The sequence below is a fragment of the Subdoligranulum sp. APC924/74 genome (assembly GCF_003324125.1).
Taxonomy (GTDB): domain Bacteria; phylum Bacillota; class Clostridia; order Oscillospirales; family Ruminococcaceae; genus Gemmiger; species Gemmiger qucibialis.
Map to the genome: position 1 here is coordinate 22,202 of NZ_PSQF01000016.1, position 22,073 is coordinate 44,274.

General features: G+C 56.9%; 16 protein-coding genes. 6 read left to right on the top strand and 10 right to left on the bottom strand.

What is annotated here, in order from left to right:
• Nucleotides 1–265 precede the first annotated feature (265 nt).
• Complete coding sequence (locus C4885_RS06335; RefSeq protein WP_113999528.1) at nt 266–1,147, top strand: NAD(P)H-hydrate dehydratase; 882 nt, start codon at nt 266–268, stop codon at nt 1,145–1,147.
• Between the two features lie 406 nt (nt 1,148–1,553).
• Here C4885_RS06335 and C4885_RS06340 read toward each other — a convergent pair whose 3' ends face one another.
• Nucleotides 1,554–2,198: a hypothetical protein gene (locus C4885_RS06340; protein ID WP_147237784.1), complete on the bottom strand. Its 645-nt coding sequence runs from the start codon at nt 2,196–2,198 to the stop codon at nt 1,554–1,556.
• A 329-nt stretch (nt 2,199–2,527) separates the two neighbouring features.
• Complete coding sequence (locus C4885_RS06345) at nt 2,528–4,768, bottom strand: transglutaminase domain-containing protein (RefSeq protein ID WP_113999530.1); 2,241 nt, start codon at nt 4,766–4,768, stop codon at nt 2,528–2,530.
• A gap of 337 nt (nt 4,769–5,105) precedes the next feature.
• Between C4885_RS06345 and C4885_RS06350 the strand changes: the two genes are divergently transcribed.
• The 5 genes from C4885_RS06350 (at nt 5,106) to C4885_RS06370 (ending at nt 13,705) form a co-directional block, all read left to right on the top strand.
• Entirely contained in the window at nt 5,106–7,373 is a 2,268-nt protein-coding gene (locus tag C4885_RS06350; protein WP_113999531.1) for a glycoside hydrolase family 3 protein, read from the top strand.
• Nucleotides 7,374–7,765: 392 nt separating this feature from the next.
• A complete protein-coding gene (locus C4885_RS06355; RefSeq protein ID WP_113999532.1) occupies nt 7,766–9,025 on the top strand; it encodes a CAP domain-containing protein in 1,260 nt (419 codons plus the stop codon).
• A gap of 128 nt (nt 9,026–9,153) precedes the next feature.
• Nucleotides 9,154–9,648: a MarR family winged helix-turn-helix transcriptional regulator gene (locus C4885_RS06360; protein ID WP_113999533.1), complete on the top strand. Its 495-nt coding sequence runs from the start codon at nt 9,154–9,156 to the stop codon at nt 9,646–9,648.
• Nucleotides 9,645–11,894 (top strand): ABC transporter ATP-binding protein, encoded by a 2,250-nt coding sequence (locus tag C4885_RS06365; RefSeq protein ID WP_113999534.1) that lies wholly within the window; start codon nt 9,645–9,647, stop codon nt 11,892–11,894. The genes C4885_RS06360 and C4885_RS06365 overlap by 4 nt, the downstream gene beginning before the upstream one ends.
• Entirely contained in the window at nt 11,894–13,705 is a 1,812-nt protein-coding gene (locus C4885_RS06370; RefSeq protein ID WP_113999535.1) for an ABC transporter ATP-binding protein, read from the top strand. Before C4885_RS06365 ends, C4885_RS06370 begins: the two co-directional genes overlap by 1 nt.
• A gap of 281 nt (nt 13,706–13,986) precedes the next feature.
• Here the strand turns inward: C4885_RS06370 and C4885_RS06375 are convergent, their stop codons facing one another.
• The 8 genes from C4885_RS06375 to C4885_RS16725 all read right to left on the bottom strand — a co-directional run.
• The gene (locus tag C4885_RS06375) at nt 13,987–15,342 is read right to left on the bottom strand and encodes a GntP family permease (RefSeq protein WP_113999536.1); all 1,356 of its coding nucleotides are present in this window, start codon (nt 15,340–15,342) and stop codon (nt 13,987–13,989) included.
• A 57-nt stretch (nt 15,343–15,399) separates the two neighbouring features.
• Entirely contained in the window at nt 15,400–17,187 is a 1,788-nt protein-coding gene (gene ilvD / locus C4885_RS06380; protein WP_113999537.1) for a dihydroxy-acid dehydratase, read from the bottom strand.
• A gap of 291 nt (nt 17,188–17,478) precedes the next feature.
• Nucleotides 17,479–18,192: a FadR/GntR family transcriptional regulator gene (locus tag C4885_RS06385; RefSeq protein ID WP_113999538.1), complete on the bottom strand. Its 714-nt coding sequence runs from the start codon at nt 18,190–18,192 to the stop codon at nt 17,479–17,481.
• 281 nt (nt 18,193–18,473) lie between these two features.
• A complete protein-coding gene (gene phoU, locus C4885_RS06390) occupies nt 18,474–19,145 on the bottom strand; it encodes a phosphate signaling complex protein PhoU (protein ID WP_113999539.1) in 672 nt (223 codons plus the stop codon).
• 16 nt (nt 19,146–19,161) lie between these two features.
• Nucleotides 19,162–19,914, bottom strand: a complete 753-nt coding sequence (gene pstB / locus C4885_RS06395; RefSeq protein WP_333559384.1) for a phosphate ABC transporter ATP-binding protein PstB — start codon at nt 19,912–19,914, stop codon at nt 19,162–19,164.
• 19 nt (nt 19,915–19,933) lie between these two features.
• Nucleotides 19,934–20,755 (bottom strand): phosphate ABC transporter permease PstA, encoded by an 822-nt coding sequence (gene pstA, locus C4885_RS06400; protein WP_113999542.1) that lies wholly within the window; start codon nt 20,753–20,755, stop codon nt 19,934–19,936.
• A gap of 82 nt (nt 20,756–20,837) precedes the next feature.
• Nucleotides 20,838–21,740 (bottom strand): phosphate ABC transporter permease subunit PstC, encoded by a 903-nt coding sequence (pstC, locus tag C4885_RS06405; protein ID WP_113999541.1) that lies wholly within the window; start codon nt 21,738–21,740, stop codon nt 20,838–20,840.
• 48 nt (nt 21,741–21,788) lie between these two features.
• The coding region (locus tag C4885_RS16725; RefSeq protein WP_207657583.1) for a hypothetical protein at nt 21,789–22,073 on the bottom strand (285 nt) is incomplete at its 5' end.

The following is a 22,073-nucleotide window of genomic DNA, read 5'->3' on the forward strand; positions in this document are numbered from 1 at the left end:
TTTTATCGTGAAATGCTTTATAATAAAAGATATGGAACCATCCTGTTAGGGTGTATCTGAAAAGTCGAAAATTCAGTTTATTTCTACAAACATAGCCGGATTTTGCGTTAAAAAGCCTTGGAAGCCGCAAAGGATTCCCGCAACTCTTTGCCTTACATCCTGCTTGTGTTTGCGAAATATCCGTCATTTTCTTTGTTTTCAGATGTACCTTAGATACTTTTTACTATACATCTTTTACGCCAAAACGTAAAGGGGGAAACCGCTGATGCATGAGCTGAATCAACACAAAATCGCCGCCCTGCTGCCGCAGCGCAGGGCGCAGAGCAACAAGGGCAGTTACGGCAGTGTGGCTGCCGCAGCGGGCAGCCTTGCTTACCGGGGGGCTGCCGCCCTTTGTGTGGAGGGTGCGCTGCGCACCGGGGCCGGGCTGGTGTACCTTGCCAGCGTGGAGCCGGTGATCCAGTTGGTGCTGACCCGCACGCCGGAATGCTGTGCCCTGCCATGCCGCACCGACGCGGACGGCGGGATTCTGGCCGCAGATGCCGCCGCCGTGCGCCAGCGCTTTACGGAAAAGCCTGCGGTCCTGCTGGCTGGGCCGGGGCTTGGCCCCAGTGCGGCACGTATTTTGAACGCCCTTCTGACGGCGGATGCCAAGTGGAAAGCCGCCGTGCTGGATGCGGACGCCCTGAATGCACTGGCTGCCGGGGAGCTGGGGCAGTTCCCGCTTTTGCCCACCAATACCGTGCTGACCCCGCACCCCGGCGAGGCAGCCCGCCTGCTGGGGTGCAGCGTGGCGCAGATCCAGACTGACCGCCCCGCCGCCGCGCAGGAGCTGGCGGAGCGGTATGGCTGCGTTGCGGTGCTGAAAGGTTCCGGCACGCTGATTGCCGCACCGGGGCGCGAGATGCTGCACAACCCCACCGGAAATCCCGGCCTGGCCCGCGGCGGCAGCGGGGATGTACTGGCTGGGATGCTGGCTGCCCTGCTGGCCCAGGGGTTAGCGCCCTTTGACGCCGCAGCCTGCGCGGTATGGCTGCATGGCGCCGCTGCGGACCGCTGCGCCGCCCGCACCAGCCAGCTGACAATGCTGCCACATGATATTTTAACGGATCTTGCGGATGTTGTGAAGGATCTTACAGGGAGATAATAAATAAGGCAGTGCTGCCAGGTAAAGGACAGCACTGCCTTTTTATGGTTTGGGCAATACCGCATAATTCTAAGTGCCGATACGGCGAGCGAGGTGCGGCAGCTGCTAGGCCAAAAGCGCAGATAATACTAGATGTCTTATCGAGCATTTTGGCAACGCAGATGCCGTGCCGCAGCTGCCGGAGCGGTGCTTAAGCCGCAAGGCGGGAATTGTGCGGTGTTGCCTTTGGTTTTTGCATGATCCCGGGGGTGAAATATTGAGAAAGACCCGTCATGCGGGACAGCGGGCATCGCGTCCTACCCGCATTTTCAATGTTTGTATGCAACTTCAACATGTGCTGTGGGGAACGGTCTTGACCGCTCCGGAGCATTGCCTTTACAAAAATCTTCGGCAAGCATCTGTTTCCTTATTCCATTCTCCGCACGCTGAGGACAAGGCCCTGTTTATCCCAGCCAAAATCTGCCACGGCGCCGCCGCGCTCCAAAAGGCGCGGCAGGGCGGGGTCCTGCAAGTGTACGCGGCGCACCGTGCTGCCGCGGCCCACCGGGGTGTGGGCCGCAAACACCAGCAGCTGCTGGCTGTCCAGCGGCACCACGGCGCGCAGGGTAAGGCCAGATGCCAAATATTGGGCGCATAGTTCCTCGCCGTCCGGGGTGGGGGTCAGCGGCAGGGTGGCCCAGATATGGTAGCTGGCGCAGCGCTGTTTGGCCAGCCCCAGCGCCATGGCCAAAAAGCGCCGCACCGGCAGGTACTGCGCGGTAAAGGCGGGCGGTGCCAGCACAATGCCCTGGCCGTCCGCCCCAAAGCCAGCTGCGCGCAGCGCGAGCGCCAGACGGCTTTGGCCAAACATGGGCAACATGCCCATGGCGGCCTGTAACGTGTCGGTTCCGGCATAGTCCCCCAGAACGGCATTGGTCTGCAGCAGCGCGGCAGTATCGGGGCCGCCGGGGGTGCCGCAGGCGGCGCACAGCTGATCCATTGCAGGTGCATCCTGCGGGGTAAGCAGCTGCGCGTGGAACACATCAAGATTGGTTTCGGTCATCAATAACAATGGAATACCCTCCCATACCGCCCGCCGGGCGCGGCAGGCGGTGAATTTGCATCCCTATTGTATGATGCCGCCGCCAGCAAAAATGCGCGAAACCTGCAAAAAGGTTCCGCGCATTTTTCGTTTGGGGCAATACCGCATAATTCTAAGTGCCGATACGGCGAGAGAGGTGCGGCAGATGCTAAGCCAAAAGCGCAGATAATACTGGATGTCTTATCGAGCATTTTGGCAACGCAGATGCCGTGCTGCAGCCGCCGGAGCGGTGCTTAAGCCGTAAGGCGGGAATTGTGCGGTGTTGCCTTGGCTTTATCGGGTTTTGTTATGGCTTTTTGTTACCGTTTTACGCCGGTTGCGGGGTCAAAATAATAGGTCATACCGTCAATGGTGGTTGTACCTTTGGCCATGGCACCGGTGATGGGATCGAAGTAATAAGTACCGTCGGCATTGGTGTTCCAGCCTTTGATCATCTGGCCGTTGGCATCATACCGCACCCATTTGCCGCCGCTGGATTCCTGATAGACATCCTTGCTGACGGTTTTAGCCCCCTGCTGCACGTTATCCAGCCAGTACCAGCCGTTGCTGGCGGGGTCGTAAATTTCTTTGCCGCGGTAGGCTGCATTGTTGGGATCATAACCCTGGCGCTTGCCGCCCTCGTACCAGTAATCTTTGCCGTTTATACGCTTCCATGCGCAGTTCAGGCCAATACCGGTCACCGTATCAAAGCAGCAGGGCAGGCCGTCGATCGTTGCATCACCCTTGGTCATGGCACCGGTGACAAGGTCAAAGTAATAGGTACCGTCATCGTTGGTATCCCACCCTTTGATCATATGGCCGTTGGCATCATAGCGCACCCATTTGCCGCCGTTGGATTCCTGGTAAACATCCTTGCTGACGGCTTTTGCGCCGCCCCGGTTGGCGTCCAGCCAGTACCAGGCGTCGGAATCGGGGTCATAAATTTCCTTGCCGCGGCCAGTGGTGCCCTGCTTTACGCCGTTTTCGTACCAGTAGTCCTTGCCGTTCACGGTTTTCCAACCGGTATAGCCGCTGGCAGGGGTTGCGGTGGGTTTCACAGGGGTAGCGGTAGGTGTAGCAGTCGGCTTGACCGGCGTTGCAGTGGGGGTCGCGGTAGGTGTTGCGGTAGGCGTTGCAGTAGGCGTTGCGGTAGGCGCTGCGGTAGGCGCTGCGGTAGGCACTGCAGTAGGCGTTGCGGTAGGTACAGCAGTCGGGGTTGCTGTGGGGACTGGGTTATCCCTTGTCTTGATATACTGGCGCACATCCTGGTGGTATTCCTGCTGGCTTACGGCATAATAAATGCCATCCCACTGGGCCGCAATGCCGATGCTTTGGAGACTTTCCTTCTTTTTCTCGGTCACTTCATGGCTGGCCGGATCCAGTTCATATTGTTTGATCCAGCTGCTCTGCTCGCACGCTTGTTTGTCCGTGGCGACCAGCAGCGTTCCGTCCAGCGCAATACTGCCGGCAACCACACCCGAATCATCTTCAAGCGCCAGGTTGGAATCACAGTCGCCCAGGTCATCACGCCAGAAAAGGCGTTCGCCGGACGCATAGTACCAGTCGCCCCCACACGGGAAGATCGCACTCTTTTTGTCTTTCCACCAGGTATTTTCATAGGTATCGTCCGTGGCCAGGTTCACGATGTTCTGCGTGCCAAGGTTTTCCAGGTCAAAGGCAACGCTGTCATCGCCGTCATCGTTATGGTTGGTGTTCATCTCCTCTGTGGTACACAGCAGGTGTTTATGCATGCAATATCCCAGCTGATCCGAACCGTCCACCGGGTCATCCCAGGTGCAGTCCACCTGGTACCAGTTCCCGTCCAGCTCGACCATGTTCCACGCATGGCCGATGTCCTTGCTGGTTACCAGCACACCAGTGATACCCAGCTTGCGCAGGGTAAGGGCATACGTTTTGGCGTAACCGTCACAGACGGCGGTTCCTTCCAGCAGGGCGCCGCGCAGGTTGTGGTCGTCCTGCACATCATCACTAAGGTGTTCCCGGTCATAGGCAATGTTCTGCACCAGCCATTCATGCACATAGAACACCTTTTCCAGATCCGTCTGGCACAGGGTGTTGGCCTGGTCCACCAGCTGGTCCAGCTTTACCTGCATGGCGGCAACATCCTGCGCCGTGCAGTATTCAAGGCCGATTGCCACCGCCAGCCCGGTATCTCTGCTATAATAGCAGGACAATTTGCTGATGGCCTCGCCGCCTTCCACACGCGCATTCAGGTCAGCCAGGGTGGAAAGCACCAGATCTTTATCCAAGTTCAGGTCTTTGATATTTACTTTCTCTGTTGTTTCCGTATGGTTCTTTACGGCATTGGCCACGCGTTCCACGATCGTCTGCGCCGCCTGAATGTTGTTGTCATCCTCCGCCAGCGTTGCCGGCTGCGCAGCCAGTGCTTCACGGGCAGCTATGATGTTTTCCAGCGTGCCTTCCACTTCCACCACGCTGCTGTCCGTCGTTTCCGGGGTCTGGGCCCAAACCGGAAGCGCAGTGGTACCCATCATGGCCGCCGCCAAAACAAGGGCCAAAATCCGTTTATCTTTTTTCATTTTTTCCTCCCTGGAATACAGCCAAAAAAACGTTTTTGCCGCTGTATATCCTAATTTTAAATTTTACACGAAGCAGAGGAGAAATACAATGCCAGACGCATCAACATCCTGCACAGAAAAAGTTTTCAGACTTTACATTTTTTAATAAAAAGGCTATCTTTTCGCGTGCAAAGTGGTGTATAATGATACAAAATATGGGGGTGTGTGTCCATTTTGGCACACCCCGGAGGCAGCGTGGGCGGAACGGTGTATCCGGCACGTTTCCACTGCCCGAACAACCGCCACCTGCCCTTGCCCCCCACCCGCAGCTGGTGGACAAAAGGAGGATGACTTTTTGATGGAACACAACATTCCCGAACTGGTTGCCCAGCTCACGCTGGAAGAAAAGGCCGGGCTTTGCTCCGGCGCGGATTTCTGGCACACCAAAACCGTGGAACGCCTGGGCATTCCCACCCTGATGGTCTCGGACGGCCCGCACGGCCTGCGCACCCAGGACCCGGAACGGGACGACCCCAACCACAGCCGCAAGGCGGTCTGCTTCCCCGCCGGGTGCTCCGCTGCCGCCAGCTTTGACCCCGACCTGGCCCGCCGGGAGGGTGCGGCCATCGGGCGGGAAGCCCGCGCGTTCGGCGTTGGCGTTGTGCTGGGACCTGCCATAAACATCAAGCGCAGCCCGCTGTGCGGCCGCAACTTTGAATATTACTCCGAAGACCCGGTGCTGGCCGGTGAGCTGGCCGCCGGGTACATCAATGGCGTACAGAGCCAGGGGGTTGGTACCTCCATCAAGCATTTTGCCGCCAACAGCCAGGAGTACCGCCGCATGAGCGCATCGTCCGACATGACGGAGCGTACGCTGCGCGAAATTTACCTGCCTGCATTTGAAACCGCCGTCAAGAAATCCCAGCCCTGGACGGTGATGTGCAGCTACAACCGCGTGAACGATGTATTTGCCAGCGAAAACCGCATGCTGCTGACCGATATCCTGCGCACCGAGTGGAACTTTAAGGGCTTTGTGATGTCCGACTGGGGCGCTGTAGCTGACCGTGTAAAAGGTGTTGCGGCTGGGCTTGACCTGGAAATGCCCGGTTCCGGCGGTGTCAATGACGCCAAGATCGTGGCCGCCGTTAAAGCCGGCACCTTGAGCGAAGCCGCGCTGGACAAGGCTGTGATCCGCATTTTGAACATTGTGTTCCGCGCGGCGGACGAAGCTGCCGCCCCGGCCCCGGAGCTGGACCTGAAAGGCGACCACACCATCGCCGCAGAGCTGGCCAAGGAATGCGCCGTGCTTTTGCAGAACCGCGGTGTGCTGCCGCTGAAAAAGGGCAGCAAGGTAGTATACATCGGCGGCTTTGCCAAAACGCCGCGCTATCAGGGCGGCGGCTCCAGCCACATCAACACCATCAGGGTGGACAGCGCGCTGGAAATGGCCGAAAGCCATGGTCGCCGGGTGAGCTATGTGGAGGGCTTCCCCGCTGATCTGGACCAGCGGGAGGAGGAAGAGTTCCTGCGCGCGGTTTCTGCCGCAGCGGAAGCTGACGCGGCGGTGATCTTTGCGGGCCTGCCGGAATCTTTTGAAAGCGAAGGCTTTGACCGCAGCCATATGCGCCTGCCGGAAAGCCAGAACAACCTGATTGCCCGCGTGGCCGCCGTGCAGAAAAACACTGTTGTGGTGCTGCACACCGGTTCCCCGGTGGAATGCCCCTGGGCCAACGATGTGAACGCTGTGCTGTGCATGTATCTGGGCGGCGAAGGTGTTGGCGCTGCGGCGGACGCCCTGCTGTGGGGCGATGCCAACCCCAGCGGCCGCCTGCCGGAAACCTGGCCCCTGCGGCTGGAAGATACCCCGTGTTATCTCGACTTCCCCGGTGACGGCCGCCATGTGGAATACCGCGAGGGCGTGTATGTCGGCTACCGCTGGTACGATGCCCGCAAGATGCCGGTGCTGTGGCCGTTTGGGGACGGGCTTTCCTACACAGGGTTTGTGTACCGCAATGCCCAGCTGACGGCGGACGAGTTTGCCGAGGGCGACAGCGTGCGGGTACGGGTGAGCGTGAAGAATGTTGGCATGATGCCCGGCAAGGAAGTTGTGCAGCTGTATGTAGCAGACTGTACCGGCACCACCGGCCGCCCGCCCAAGGAGCTGCGCAAGTTCGTGAAGGTCAAGCTGGAACCTGGCGAGGAAAAGCAGGTAGAGTTCACCCTGACCGCGCAGGATTTGAGCTACTATGACGAAACGCTGGGCAGCTGGTACGCCGCCCCAGGCGAGTACAAGATTTTGCTGGGCCATTCCAGCCGGGATATCCACGCAACGCTCAGCGTGCGGTTCAGCACCCCGCGCCGCCGCCCGTTCGTGATTGACGAAAACACCACCATCGGCGAGCTTTCCAAGGATGACCGCACGGCTGGCATTATTCAGCAGGTGCTGGCACAGGCGGGCAATGCCCTGACCGGCGGCAACGCAGGCGGCAGCGAGATTGCCAGCAGCGAAGCCGTAGCTCAGATGCTGGATTCCATGCCGCTGCGCGGCATCGTGAACTTTGGCGGTCCCGCTGCAGCCGGGATGATCACCCCGCTGCTGGAAATACTGCGCGCCGCTATCCAGTGATTTGGGCCTTGGCGTAATCAAGGCATCCCCGAACCCCGCAAAAGAGAGTTGAAATATTCCGATCAACACATTTATGACAATACCGCATAATTCTAAGTGCCGATACGGCGAGCGAGGTGCGGCAGATGCTAAGCCAAAAGCGCAGATAATACTGGATGCTGCAAAGGTGAGCGCCGCCAGTGGCGGAAACAGCGAACCGAAGCAGGGGCAGCGGTCGCAGAGTGCGAGGGGCTTTTGCCCCCGAAGCACGATGCGGGTACCGCAACCCGACATTATCGAGCATTTTGGCAACGCAGATGCCGTGCCGCAGCCGCCGGAGCGGTGCTTGAGCCGTTAGGCGGGAATTGTGCGGTATTGCCTTATAAAAGAAGTACATGCAGGAGGAATATCCCATGCAATTTCGTTTTCGCTGCGCGGCCGTTCTGACCGCCGTATTGCTGTGCAGTGCTGCTGCACTGCCCGCTTTGGCGGAAGAGACCGCCACACCGGAAACCGCCGACAGTGTTTCCACCTACACCGGTTGGAAAACCGTGAACGGCAAGGATTACTGGTACGAGAACGGCGTGAAACAGGGTACCACCGGCCGCGGCAAAGAGATTTACGACCCCGATTCCGACGCCTGGTACTGGCTGGACGCCGACCAGGGCGGCGCAAAAGCCGTCAGCAAGGATGTATACCAGGAATCCAACGGCGGCAAATGGGTGCGCTATGATGCCAACGGCCATATGATCAAAGGGTGGGATACCAACGATGACGGTACCTATTACTTTGACCTTGTCACCGGTGCCATGGCCAAGGGCGATATTGTGGTGGACAACCTGCCCTGCAGCTTTGATACCACCACCGGCATTGGCTGCAACCTGATGTGGCACAGCATGGACGGCAAAGATTACTGGTACGAGGCTGGCAAGCGCCAGGGTTATGATCCCAATAATGCAGCCTACCGCGGCAAAGAAATCTATGATCCGGCCTCCGATGCCTGGTACTGGCTGGATAACGTGCAGCAGGGTGCTAAAGCCGTCAGCAAGGATGTATACCAGGAATCCGAAGCCGGCGACTGGGCCGAAAACGCAGACGGCACCGGCAAGTGGGTGCGGTATGACGCCAACGGCCACATGGTAAAAGGCTGGGATACCAACAATGACGGCACCTATTACTTTGACCAGGTGTACGGCACCATGGCCAAAGGCATTGTGACGATCGACGGCAATCTGTACCTTTTTGATGTTGATACCGGCGTGATGCAGGCCAGCATTACGACCAGCGAGGAAGCCATGGCAGACCGCGTGATCGAGCTGGTCAACCAGGAGCGCACCTCCCGCGGGCTGCAGCCCCTGCTCAAGCACGATGGCCTGATGGTTGCCGCCGCGGCCCGCGCCAAGGAGCTTTCCCAGCGATACAGCCACACCCGCCCCAACGGTTCTGAATGCTTTACCATTTTGTGGCACCTGGGCATTGACTATGGCTATGCCGGCGAAAACATTGCCATGGGCCAGAGAACCCCGGAGATCGTGATGAACGACTGGATGAACAGCTCCGGCCACCGCGCCAACATCCTGAACGAAAACTATGACTGCATCGGCGTTGGCTACACTATGGTGGATGGCCACCCCTATTGGGTGCAGCTGTTTACCGGTGACTTTGATTTATAAGTAGTTTGTAAACAAATTTAAAACACAGCCCCGCAGCCGTTGCATTTTTTCGGCTGCGGGGCTATACTGTTTCCACATGCTTAACATATGCCAACTATTTACATATAGCAACAGAAAGGAGAACCTTTATGGAGGGACATATTGGTGACCAGCGCAGCAAAGCCGTGATGCGCTATCTTGACCGGCTGAAAAAGTCTGTGCGCCGCGGGGCGTCTTTAAGCCTTGCCAACGCCCCCAAGCTGCATCTTGGCATTCTGGAAGGGCTGAACCACGCCATTGAGGTGCGCGGCCAGGATGGTGCCGTGTATGTTTCGGACCTGGCGGAGATTTTCAAGCAGCCGCTGCCGGCGATTTCCCGCGGACTGCGCACACTGGAGCAGGATGGCCTGGCCCAGCGCCAGACCGATCCCAATGACCGCCGCCGCACTCTGGTGCGCATCACCCCAAAAGGGGAGGAATCCCGCCTGATCTGCGAAAGCCGTCTGAATGATTACATCACCGGCATTATGGATGACCTGGGCGAAGAATTTTGCCAGCAGTTTGCAAAGGATGCCGAAACCCTGCTGCAGGCTATTGAGCGCCAGAACGAAAAGCTGCTGGCCGAAAAGGAGAAGATGCCATGACAAAAATTTTCAAACATCTGGCCAAACACTGGGCGGCCTGCCTTGTTATTATTGCCCTGCTGTTGGTGCAGGCATACGGCGATTTGACCCTGCCGGACTACACCAGCAAAATTGTGGATACCGGCATCCAACAGTCCGGCATTGCGGACGCTGTGCCAGAAGTAGTGCGGGATTCCACCCTACAGGTGCTGGAGCTGCTGATGACGGACGCGGACGCCGCCGCGGTGGAAGCCGCTTACACCCAGCCGGGCGGCACCGACAACGCACTTTCCTCCGCTACCAACTTACAGAAAAAGCTCGCATCCCCCTATACGGTCCGTCTGCTGCGGGCCGATGCGGACCGGGATACACTGGCGGAGGTATTTTCCACCCCGGATATTGTGCTCTATCTGGCTTCCGCTCAGGCAGCCGGGGAGGGCAACGCCCCGGATGCCGCCGCGCTGGATACCGTTACCGCCCAGTTTGCGGCCATGACCCAGATGCCCGGTTTCAGCCGGGATGCCGTACAGACCCAGCTGGCCGCAGCCATGGGTCAGGCCGGCGAAAGTGAGCTGAGCGGGCTTTCAGCCCAGGCAGTGCTGCTGGTGGGGCTGGAATATCAGGCCCTTGGCATCAGCGATGCGGTACAGATGAACTACCTGATACAGACCGGCGGCCGGATGCTGGGGCTGACCCTGTTGATGGTTGCCGCCGCGGTTCTGGTGGGGCTGCTTGCTTCCCGCGTGGCGGCTGCCATTGCGCGGGATCTGCGCCGCGGTGTGTTCCGCCGGGTGGTCAGCTTTTCTGCCTCTGAAACGGACAAGTTTTCCACCGCATCCCTCATCACCCGCACCACCAACGATGTACAGCAGATCCAGATGACCTGCGTAATTTTGCTGCGCATGGTGGCGTATGCCCCCATCCTTGGCATTGGCGGCATCATCCATGTGGCGCAGGCGGGTTCCAGCCTGACCTGGATCATTGTGCTGGCCGTCGCTTTGCTGCTGGCGCTGATTACGGTATTGATGCAGTTTGCCATGCCCAAGTTCAGGATCATGCAAAAGCTGGTGGACCGGCTGAACCTGGTATCCCGCGAGATTTTGACCGGCATTATGCCCATCCGCGCATTCAGCCGCGAACAGCACGAGGAAGCACGCTTTGACGCCGCCAACACCGACCTGATGCGCACCCAGCTGTTCACCAACCGGGTAATGGCCGCCATGATGCCCTTTATGACCCTGATTATGAACGGCACTTCCCTGCTGATCGTCTGGTTCGGCGGCAAACAGATTGATGCCGGCACCATGCAGGTGGGCAGCATGATCGCCTTTATCACCTACACGATGCAGATCGTGATGTCCTTCCTGATGCTGACGATGGTTGCCGTGATGCTGCCACGTGCCGGCGTTGCCGCGGACCGCATTGACGAAGTGCTGACCACCGAGCCGGCCATCCATGACCCGGTGCCGGAAGCCATCCCCGCTGACCTCAATCAGCACCACTGGAACGGCGAAGTCGCATTCCATCATGTCAACTTTACCTACCCCGGCTCCAGCGAGGACGCCCTGCACGATATTGATTTTGTCGCCAAACCCGGCCAGACCACGGCCATTATCGGCTCCACCGGCTGCGGCAAAACCAGTTTGCTGCATTTGATCACCCGTTTTTATGATGTGACCGGCGGCAGCGTGACGGTAGACGGCGTGGATGTGCGCCAGATGCCACAGAGCACCCTGCGCGGCCTTTTGGGTTATGTGCCGCAAAAGGGCGTACTGTTCAGCGGTACGATTGATTCCAACCTGAAATTCGGCGGCGAGAATATCACCGATGCCGATGTGCGCACCGCCGCCCGCATTGCCCAGGCGGAAGAGTTCATCTCCGCCAAGCCGGAGGGGTACGAAAGCCCCATTGCCCAGGGCGGCACCAACGTTTCCGGCGGGCAGAAGCAGCGGCTTTCCATCGCCCGCGCCATTGCCAAACACCCGAAGATCTACCTGTTTGATGACAGCTTCTCCGCGCTGGACTACAAGACTGATGTTGCCCTGCGCCGCGCGCTGAAAGCCGAAACCGGCGACGCCACCGTGATTATTGTGGCACAGCGCATTTCCACTGTGCTGCACGCCAACCAGATTTTGGTTCTGGAAGATGGCCGCATTGTGGGCAAGGGCACCCACGCCCAGCTGATGGAAAGCTGCCCGGCTTACCAGGAAATTGCCCGCAGCCAGCTGAGCAACAAAGAGCTGGACCTGAAAGGAGGGGAAGCCTGATGCCGCATCCCGGACGAATGACGACCCAAAAGGCAAAAGACTTTAAGGGCACCATGCGCAGCCTGCTGGCAGAGCTGGGGCACTACAAGTTCCGCCTGATTGCCGTGATTGTTTTTGCCGTTCTTTCCACGATTTTTAATATTGCAGGCCCCAAGGTGCTGGCTAAAGCCACCACTGCCCTGGCCACCGGCTGGGTGGCCAAGCTGCGGGGCACCGGCAGCATTGACTTTGGCTATATCGGCAAAATCCTGCTGATCCTGCTGGTCATGTATCTGGTTTCCGCTGCGTTCAGTTTCTGCCAGAGCTGGATCATGAGCGGGCTTTCGCAGAAGATGTGTTATGACTTCCGCCGCCAGATCAGCGAAAAGATCAACCGCCTGCCCCTTGCCTATTTTGAAAAGCGCACCGTGGGCGAGGTACTTTCCCGCATTACCAACGATGTGGACACCCTGGGCCAGAGCCTGAACCAGAGCATTACCCAGCTGATCACCAGCATTACCACCATGATCGGCGTGCTCATCATGATGCTGACCATCAGCCCCACGATGACGCTGATTGCCATTTTGATCCTGCCGGTCTCGATGGCGCTGGTGCTGTTGGTGGTCAGGTTCAGCCAGAAATATTTCCGCGCCCAGCAAAAAGTTCTGGGCTCCGTGAACGGCCAGGTGGAGGAAGTATATTCCGGCCACAATGTGGTCAAAGCGTTCAACCGCGAAGATGCCGTTCTGAATGATTTTGACGAAGCCAACAACCGCCTGTTTGAATCCGCCTGGAAAAGCCAGTTCCTTTCCGGCCTGATGCAGCCCATCATGACCTTTGTGGGCAACCTGGGCTATGTAGCAGTGGCCGTTTCCGGCAGCATTTTTGCCGCGCGCGGCATCATCACCATTGGTGACATCCAGGCGTTCATCCAGTATGTGCGCAACTTCACCCAGCCCATCCAGCAGCTGGCCCAGGTCAGCAACATGCTGCAAAGTATGGCGGCGGCTTCGGAGCGCGTGTTTGAATTTTTGGGTGAGCCGGAAGAAGAACAGAACGCTGACCCCGCCCGCCGGGCAGACCCCACCTGCATTGACGGCCAGGTCACCTTTGACCATGTCAAGTTTGGCTACACGCCGGAAAAGACTGTTATCCGGGATTTCAGCTGCGATGTAAAACCCGGCCAGAAAGTTGCCATTGTCGGCCCCACCGGCGCAGGCAAAACCACCATGGTCAAGCTGCTGATGCGCTTTTACGATGTCAACTCCGGCGCCATTACGCTGGACGGCCACAACGTAAAGGACTTTGACCGCAGCGCCCTGCGCGAAGGCTTTGGCATGGTATTGCAGGATACCTGGCTGTTCCAGGGCACCATTATGGAAAACATTCGCTATGGCCGCCTGGATGCTACCGATGAGGAAGTCATCGCCGCCGCCAAGGCCGCCTGTGCCGACCACTTTATCCGCACGCTGCCCGGCGGCTACCAGATGGAGTTGAACGAGGATGCTTCCAACGTGAGCCAGGGCCAGAAACAGCTGCTGACGATTGCCCGCGCCATTCTGGCAGACAACAAAATTTTGATTTTGGACGAAGCCACCAGCAGTGTGGACACCCGCACCGAACAGCGCATCCAGACCGCCATGGACAACCTGATGCGCGGCCGCACCAGCTTTGTGATTGCCCACCGGCTTTCCACCATCAAGGACGCCGACCTGATTTTAGTCATGCGGGATGGTGACATTGTGGAGCAGGGCACCCACGACGACCTGTTGGCCGCTGGCGGGTTCTACGCCGATTTGTACAACAGCCAGTTTGAAGATGTAAGCGCGTAATTTTTTCTCTGGGCAACACCACATAATTCCCGCCTTGCGGCTTAAGCACCGCTCCGGCAGCTGCGGCACGGTATCTGCGTTGCCAAAATGCTCGATAAGACATCCAGTATTATCTGCGCTTTTGGCTTGGCATCTGCCGCACCTCGCTCGCCGTATCGGCACTTAGAATTATGCGGTATTGCCTCTGATAAAACAGCAAAAGCCCAAAGCTGCCGGTTAAGTGAACCGTGCCGCTTTGGGCTTTTGGGTTATAAAATAGAATTTTTCAATACATGTACCAATCAGGCAAAGAACGAAATGACGAGCGCAACCAGGAATCCAACGCCGCCAACCAAGGTTTCCATAATGGTCCAGGTCTTGAGGGTGGTTTTTTCATCCATGCCGACAAGGCTCTTAACAAGCCAGAAGCCGGAATCGTTAAAGTGAGAGCAGACCGTGGAACCACCTGCGATGGCAGCGGTAACGCAGGCAAGATACAGAGGAGACAACTCGCTGATGCCGGGCATGGCGGCAATAATGCCAGCGGCCATCGTCATGGCCACGGTAGAAGAACCAACCGAGATGCGAACCAGTGCCGCCACAATGAACGCAACCACGACCAGCGGCAGGCTGGCGGAAGAAACTGCATTGCCGATGACATCACCCAAACCGGAGTTTTGCAGCATGTAACGCAGCACACCGCCGCAAGCAGTGACCAGCAGGATCATGCCGGTGGGTTCCAGGGACTTTGTCATGATCTTTTCCAACTCTTCGTTGGAATAGCCGTGTTTGTAGCCCAGCAGGAACATGGCGGCAATGACAGCGATCGTCAGTGCTACAAAGGGTTCGCCAAGGAAAGCCAGAACCGGCTGAATACCGGACAGTGCGGGAACAACCTTTGCCACGGAATTGGCAATGATGAGAACCAGCGGAATCAGGATAATGCCAACGATCGTCCAGAACTTGGGCAGCTTGCTTTCATCAATGTCTTCCTGATTGGCAACGGATTCCGGAACAGGGATAAAATATTTGTTGCCGCAGATCTTACCCCAGATAGGACCGGCCACGATCATGGCAAAAATACCGCAGAAGATACCGATGAGGATGACCCAGCCAAGGTCAACGCCCAGCATAGTAGCTACCAGCACGGGGCCGGGTGTCGGCGGAATGAACGCATGGCCGACGGCCAGACCAGCCAGGAGCGGGATGGTGTAGAATAGAGCGGAACGCTTTGTGCGCTTTGCCAGCGAGAAGGCCAGAGGGATCAAAATGATAAGACCTGCATCGAAAAACACCGGCATGGCAATGACAAGACCGGTAATACCCAGTGCCCACGCGGCTTTTTCATCGCCGAATTTGCGCACCATCGTGACCGCCAGTGTTTGCGCACCGCCGGAGACTTCAAGGATCGCACCGAACATAGAGCCTAAACCGACCAGCAGCGCAATGCCTTTCAGGGTATTGCCGATGCCCTCGTTGACAGAGCTGACAATTTCTGTCAACGGCATGCCGGCGATCAAGCCAATGGAAATGGCACCGACCAGAATGGAAATCATGGCCTGAACCTTGCATTTGATAATAAGAACAAGAAGGATAACAAGACCAATTATTGCAGCTAATACAAGCCGTGTGGGGTCAAGAGTGGCGACAGCTTCCATTTCGATTTCTCCTTTTTTTGTTTGTATGTGGTTAATACAGTGTAGGGGAGAACCGTATTACTCCATATAAGCGCCCTTCATCGGGCTGACGGCGTGCTGAGAGTAGAGTTTCAGCAAACCGGATTTATACTTGGGCTCCCTCGGCTGCCATTTGGCGCGGCGTTCGGCCAGAATGGCATCCATTTCGGCAGGTGTTTTGGGCTCGCCCTTAACACCAACGATGGCCAGCAGACGGTTGGGCACATCGATCTGAATCAGGTCGTCTTTCTCCACCAGTGCAATCGGACCACCCACGGCAGCTTCGGGGCTGACGTGACCAATGACCGGGCCGCGGCTCGCGCCGGAGAAACGGCCGTCCGTGATCAGTGCTACACTGGAGGCCAGCTTCGGGTCGGCGCAGATGGCCTCGCCGGTGTAGAACATCTCCGGCATACCGCTGCCGCGCGGGCCTTCGTAACGGATAAAGATCGCATCGCCGGGTTTTACCTCACCGTGCAGAACGGCGGCAATGCAGGCTTCCTCACTGTCATAAGGCTTGGCGTGCAGGGTAGCGATGAACATATTCTTCGGGCAGGCAGTATGTTTGATCACGCTGCCTTCGGGGGCAAGGTTGCCTTTCAGGATGGCAATGCTGCCATTCGTGCCCTTAGCATTGTCAAAGCTGTGGATGATGTCTTCGCGGGTAACATGGATACCGAGGTGTGCGGTCTTTTCTTTCAAAATCTCATCGCAGTGCTCATAGAACCCGTTGTGTTTCAGCTCTTCCAGATTTTCACCCAGCGTCTTACCCGTGACGGTTAGCACATCCAGGTGGAGCATGGACTTAATTTCTTCCATGACGCGCGGCACACCACCCGCATAGTAGAAATACTGCGCAGGCCAATCGCCGGAAGGCCGGATGTTCAGCAGATAATGCGCACCCCGGTGCATGCGGTCAAAGGTATCGGCATCAATTTCAATGCCAAACTCGTGGGCGATGGCGGGCAGGTGCATGGTGGCGTTGGTGGAGCCGGAAATGGCAGCGTGAACCATAATAGCGTTTTCAAAGCTCTTTTTGGTAACGATGTCCTTGGCAGTGATGCCCTGTTCAACCAGCTTCATCATCTGAACACCTGCATCGTAAGCGGCCTGTTTCAGTTCCGGGGCAGTGGCAGGCATCAGCGCTGTGCCGGGCAGCATCAGGCCGAGAGCTTCTGCCATAACCTGCATGGTAGAGGCCGTTCCCATAAAGGAACAGGCACCGCAGGACGGGCAGGCATTGTGCTTGTAATAGTCCAGCTGTTCATTGGGAATAACACCGGTTTTTTCCCACGCATCAAACTTGCCGATCTGCTCCAGCGTCAGCAGGTCATTGATGGCGCAGGCGGGGTCGTTGACAACGTACTTTTTCGGCAGAGTGTGGGCTTCCATAACGCCGCCCGTCACCATAATGGCGCTCATCTCTTTCAAGCGGCCAATGCTCATCAGCATGGCGGGAACAGACTTGTCACAGCTGGCGATAAAAACACCGCCGTCATAAACGCTGGCGTTCGCCTGTGCCTCGACCAGATTGACGATAGCATCGCGGTGGGGTAGCGAGTAGTTGATGCCGTCATGCCCCTGTGCAATACCATCACACATATCGGTGGCAAAGTAACGGGCTGCTTTGCCGCCGTGTTCATTAACGGCCTGTACAGCCTGCTGGACGAACTGATCCAGATGGGCGCTGCCGGGGTGGCTGTCGCCAAAGGTGCTTTCCACGAAAATCTGGGGCTTGCTCAGGTCGGAAACCGACCACCCCATACCAATTTTCAACGGATCATTTTCGGGCGCCAGTGTACGGACTTCCTGAGAATGAAGTTTCATAAAAATTGCCTCCGTTTCTTGTGCGGGTGTACTGCTTATCTGATGTCTCTATTGTAATTTGTCTGCTCAATGTTTGCAAGTTGTACGGGTGCATTCCTACTTTATGCCAAAAGTTCCGGTTGTTATTTGCACGTTTTGTACAATTAAAAGCTGTTTTTTATACATTTTAGCCTTGTTTGACTTGTTTTTTCGAGATTATCACCGTTAAGCGCCGTGCAATACATCTGATGATTTTAAGAAAAATAGCGCCCGCATTGGTCTGATAACCAGTGCGGGCGTTTTCTCGGCAGTTTATTCTGTCTTTTGGCGGTCTTTATCGTACAATTCTTTGATCATACGGCGGTTAAATGCCAGATGCATCGTCATGGCGTTCCGTGCACCGATGGGATCATGGGCCTCAATCGCTTCCACGATCATACGGTGGGTCATAATCGTTTCATCGATCAGCTTTTTGTGGGTTACGTTCACAAACATCATAACGGCTGTATCAATAATGGGGATCAGCTGTTCCACAACCATATTTTTGCTGCTTTCAGCCACACAGGTATGAAACGCAATATCATCCTCAATGTATCGGTCTCCATCATGAATTTTGGCTTCTACACGTTCGCAAAGGCGGCGCAGCCGGGCAATATCCTCATCCGTTGCGTTGTTAGCAGCCATCTCGGCGATACCGGGCTCCAGCAGCAGGCGCACATTCACAAGGTCTAATGCCAATGCGGTTTTATCCTGCACGGAGCTCAGCCCCAGCGGGTCACCGACACCCAGCGCCGTGGCCAGCACATAGGTGCCGGAGCCGCGGCGCACTTCCACAATGCCTTTGCTGGACAACAGCTTGACCGCTTCGCGGATGGTACTGCGTCCCACGCCGAACTTTTCCCCCAGTTCAAACTCATTGGGCAGCTTGCTGCCAGGGTCCAGCGGAGTGTCCAGAATATAATGATAGATTTGTTCTTCTACCTGTTCAGCTAACAGCTTACTTTTCAGATGTGAAAATTCGTCCATAGAGATGTTCCTCACTTTTGATATTGTGCAGCCGTTTTCGATTTGTCCTTTCCAGTATAACACACTCTGCATTGCTTCTTCCACTTTTCTGCCAGGTTTCATTCCCAGCAGTCTACACATAAAAACACCAAAGGGCCAGCGTGCAGTGCTGGCCCTTTGGTGCGGTATAGGAAAACATAAAAAAGAGAATGGCAATGTTATTGGGTGTACCTGAAAATTCAAAATCCAAGCAGTTGGCTTCAGGTTCACCTTGGAGTGGCCTCACACGCCGCCGGGCAAGATCACACGATCTTGCGGGATTTGTGAACGCCGGTCTTTAAGAATTCGACCCATTCGGCCACGTTCACGGCGTGGTCACCAAGGCGTTCCAGATATTTGGTCACCATAAACAGATCCAGCGCGGTCTCTGCTTCGGTGGGGTGGGCGGCAATGTACTGGGCAATTTCGCTGCTGATGCGCCTGAACGCGGCGTCGATGACATCATCATGGGCGATCACTTCCGCGGCGGCGGCAAGGTCCACCTGCACATAGGCGGCAATGGAGCGTTTGACCATCTTCAGCACATCATCGCCCATTTTCAGGATATCTTCCAGCACGCCCACGGCATCGGTGGATTTGGCGTGCAGGTGCAGCACCAGCTCCGCAATATCGCTGGCCTGGTCGCCGATGCGCTCCACATCCGTTACCATTTTCAGGGCTGTACTGACCTTGCGCAGATCCGAAGCCACCGGCTGCTGGCGCAGCAGCAGCTGCAGGCAGCGGTGTTCGATCTCGTGTTCGCTTGCGTCGATCTGGCTGTCCCGCGCAACCACGCTGCGGGCCAGTTCAATATCATCATTGCGCAGGGCAGTCAGTGCGCTTTCAATGGCGGCACCGGCTTCGTGACCCATGCGGGCCAGCAAGGTATCCAGCTGCAAAAGCTCTTCATCATAAGATTTACGCACACTAGGCATGGTATTGCTCCTCCGATCAACCAAAACGGCCGGAAATATAATCTTCCGTGCGCTTGTCCACAGGGGTGGAGAACAGGCGTTCCGTATCGCCCATTTCCACCAGCTCACCCAGCAGGAAGAACGCCGTCTTATCTGAAATACGGGCGGCCTGCTGCATGTTATGGGTCACGATTACGATGGTGTAGCGGTCCTTTAATTCCAGAGCCAGCTCTTCCACCTTGGAGGTGGAGATAGGGTCCAGGGCGGAGGTCGGTTCATCCATCAGCAGAACTTCCGGCTCCACCGCCAGGGCGCGGGCAATGCACAAACGCTGCTGCTGGCCGCCGGACATGCCCAGCGCGCTTTTGTTCAGGCGGTCCTTCACTTCGTCCCAGATGGCAGCGCCGCGCAGGCTTTTTTCCACAATTTCATCCAGCTGCGCCTTACTGCGCACACCGTGGGTGCGGGGACCGTAGGCGATATTATCGTAAATGCTCATCGGGAAGGGGTTGGGCTTCTGGAACACCATGCCAACCCGCTTGCGCAGCACATTGACATCCATCTTATCCTTATAGATATCCACACCGTCCAGCAGGATATCGCCGGAAATGCGGCAGCCTTCCACCAGGTCGTTCATGCGGTTCAGGCTCTTCAGGAAAGTAGACTTGCCGCAGCCGGAAGGACCGATGAACGCCGTGATCTCTTTTTCGGGGATGGCAATATTGATATTTTTCAGTGCATGGAAGCTGCCGTAATACAGGTCCATGTTTTTAACTTCGAATTTATTCATCATGCAGTTCCTTTCGGCATTACTTTTTGGCAAGGCAGCCGGCAATAAAGCTGGACAGGCTGTTGATGAGCAGCACCAGGATCAACAACACCACGGCAGTGCCGTAGGTTTCATTGATATGCAGGCCCTCGTTGGAAAGCAGATACATATGGGTGGCAAGGGTACGGGTGGAGCTGAACACGCTGGCGGGCACGGCGGCAACGGTGCTGGCCGTGTAGATCAGGGCCGCGGTTTCGCCTACAATGCGGCCCGTTGCCAAAATCACACCGGACAGGATGCCCGGCATGGCGCTGGGCAGCACAATGGTGAATACGGTGCGCAGCTTGCCGGCCCCCAGGCCAAAGCTGCCCTCGCGGTAAGAATCCGGCACTGCAAGCAGCGCTTCCTCGGTGGTGCGCATGATGACCGGCAGCACCATGATGGCCAGCGTGAAGGCACCGGCGATCAGGCTGTAGCCCCATTTGAGCTGCATGACAAAGAACAGCATACCGAACAGACCGTATACGATGGAGGGGATGCCCTGCAGCGTTTCGGTGGTGATGCGCACCACCTTGACCAGCTTGCTGCCGCGTTTGGCGTATTCCACCAGCCAGACCGCAGCAAAAATGCCCAGCGGTGTAGCAATGGCCAGCGAGAACGCCGTCATCAGAATGGTATTGATAAGCGCGGGCATCAGGGATACGTTGTCGGAATTATAGGTCCACTCAAACAGGGACGGCTTGAGGTTGGGAATACCGTTGACCAGGATATAGCCGATCAGGAACACAAGGATCGCCACGGTAATCAGGGCCGCCAGCCGCACCAGCCAGCGCATGACAAGGGCATACGCGCGGGCCGCCATGCGGTTTTCGTGGCGGGCGGGGGGAACGATTTTCGCATTTGCATGGGTCATATCATCGGTTTTACCGGCGGTTGCAGCAAAATCAGCCATTCTTTTCGCCCCCCTTTACCAAACTAAAGCAGAGATTGATCAGCAGAATGAAAACGAACAACACAACGCCGGTTGCGATCAGCGCTTCGCGGTGCAGGTCTGCAGCGTAACCCATCTCGATGACGATGTTGGAGGTCATCGTGCGCAGCCCCTGGAACAAGCCCCTGGGCATCCAGGTCTGGTTGCCGGCAACCATCACAACGGCCATCGTTTCGCCGATGGCGCGGCCAACACCCAGGATTACAGCGGACATTACGCCGCTTTTGGCGGCGGGCAGCACCGCGCAAAACACGCTGCGCTCATGGGTAGCACCCAGAGCCAGGCTGCCCTCGTAATAACTTTGGGGCACAGCGTCCAGGCTGGTTTTGCTGACCGTGATGATGGTGGGCAAAATCATGATGCCCAGCAGCAGGCTGGCGGTAAACAGGCTCATGCCCTTGCCGCTTTTCACGTGCAGCACAGTTTTGAAAAAGTCCGATTTGACCATAGCCTGCACCGCCGGGACCATAACGATCATGCCGAAGAAGCCGTACACGACCGAGGGGATACCGGCCAGCAGCTGTACCGCCGGCAACAGCACCTTGTTGATACGGGGCGATGCAAAGCGGGACATATAGATGGCCGTCAGCAGCCCAATGGGCACCCCCACAATGATCGCGCCTGCGGTGACATAGATGCTCCCCAGGATCATGGGCAGGATGCCGTACAGGTTGTTGCCGGGTTTCCAGGTGGTGCCAAGCAGGAACTTGAGGGGGCCGATCTCAAAAATGGTGGGCAGGCCGTTTGCAAATAAGAAGATGCAGATCAGCGTCACGGCCAGAATGGAGATGCATGCGCAGGCGGTAAATACACCCTGCATGACGATCTCTTTCAGGTGCGAAGTTGTTGTTTTCATTTTCCCATACTCTCCTGTCTTTGCTCAGGAACTATATACCGATGGCTTTCAAAAAACGGCCGTTGCCGCCTTTTGCCGCCGCAACAGCCGTCTTTTTTTAGGGCAACACCGCACAATTCCCGCCTTGCGGCTTAAGCACCGCTCCGGCAGCTGCGGCACGGCATCTGCGTTGCCAAAATGCTCGATAATGTCAGGTTGCGGTACCCGCATCGTGCTTCGGGGGCAAAAGCCCCTCGCACTCTGCGACCGCTGCCCCTGCTTCGGTTCGCTGTTTCCGCCACTGGCGGCGCTCACCTTTGCAGCATCCAGTATTATCTGCGCTTTTGGCTTGGC

What these genes read in the sequence shown, in the direction of transcription:
- C4885_RS06355 (WP_113999532.1), top strand. Translation starts at nt 7,766, where the DNA reads ATGCAATTTCGTTTTCGCTGCGCGGCCGTTCTGACCGCCGTATTGCTG.
- C4885_RS06365 (WP_113999534.1), top strand. Translation starts at nt 9,645, where the DNA reads ATGACAAAAATTTTCAAACATCTGGCCAAACACTGGGCGGCCTGCCTT.
- phoU (WP_113999539.1), bottom strand. Translation starts at nt 19,145, where the DNA reads ATGCCTAGTGTGCGTAAATCTTATGATGAAGAGCTTTTGCAGCTGGAT.
- C4885_RS06345 (WP_113999530.1), bottom strand. Translation starts at nt 4,768, where the DNA reads ATGAAAAAAGATAAACGGATTTTGGCCCTTGTTTTGGCGGCGGCCATG.
- C4885_RS06385 (WP_113999538.1), bottom strand. Translation starts at nt 18,192, where the DNA reads ATGGACGAATTTTCACATCTGAAAAGTAAGCTGTTAGCTGAACAGGTA.
- pstB (WP_333559384.1), bottom strand. Translation starts at nt 19,914, where the DNA reads ATGAATAAATTCGAAGTTAAAAACATGGACCTGTATTACGGCAGCTTC.
- C4885_RS06350 (WP_113999531.1), top strand. Translation starts at nt 5,106, where the DNA reads ATGGAACACAACATTCCCGAACTGGTTGCCCAGCTCACGCTGGAAGAA.
- ilvD (WP_113999537.1), bottom strand. Translation starts at nt 17,187, where the DNA reads ATGAAACTTCATTCTCAGGAAGTCCGTACACTGGCGCCCGAAAATGAT.
- C4885_RS06370 (WP_113999535.1), top strand. Translation starts at nt 11,894, where the DNA reads ATGCCGCATCCCGGACGAATGACGACCCAAAAGGCAAAAGACTTTAAG.
- pstA (WP_113999542.1), bottom strand. Translation starts at nt 20,755, where the DNA reads ATGGCGGCCCGCGCGTATGCCCTTGTCATGCGCTGGCTGGTGCGGCTG.
- C4885_RS06360 (WP_113999533.1), top strand. Translation starts at nt 9,154, where the DNA reads ATGGAGGGACATATTGGTGACCAGCGCAGCAAAGCCGTGATGCGCTAT.
- C4885_RS06335 (WP_113999528.1), top strand. Translation starts at nt 266, where the DNA reads ATGCATGAGCTGAATCAACACAAAATCGCCGCCCTGCTGCCGCAGCGC.
- C4885_RS06375 (WP_113999536.1), bottom strand. Translation starts at nt 15,342, where the DNA reads ATGGAAGCTGTCGCCACTCTTGACCCCACACGGCTTGTATTAGCTGCA.
- pstC (WP_113999541.1), bottom strand. Translation starts at nt 21,740, where the DNA reads ATGAAAACAACAACTTCGCACCTGAAAGAGATCGTCATGCAGGGTGTA.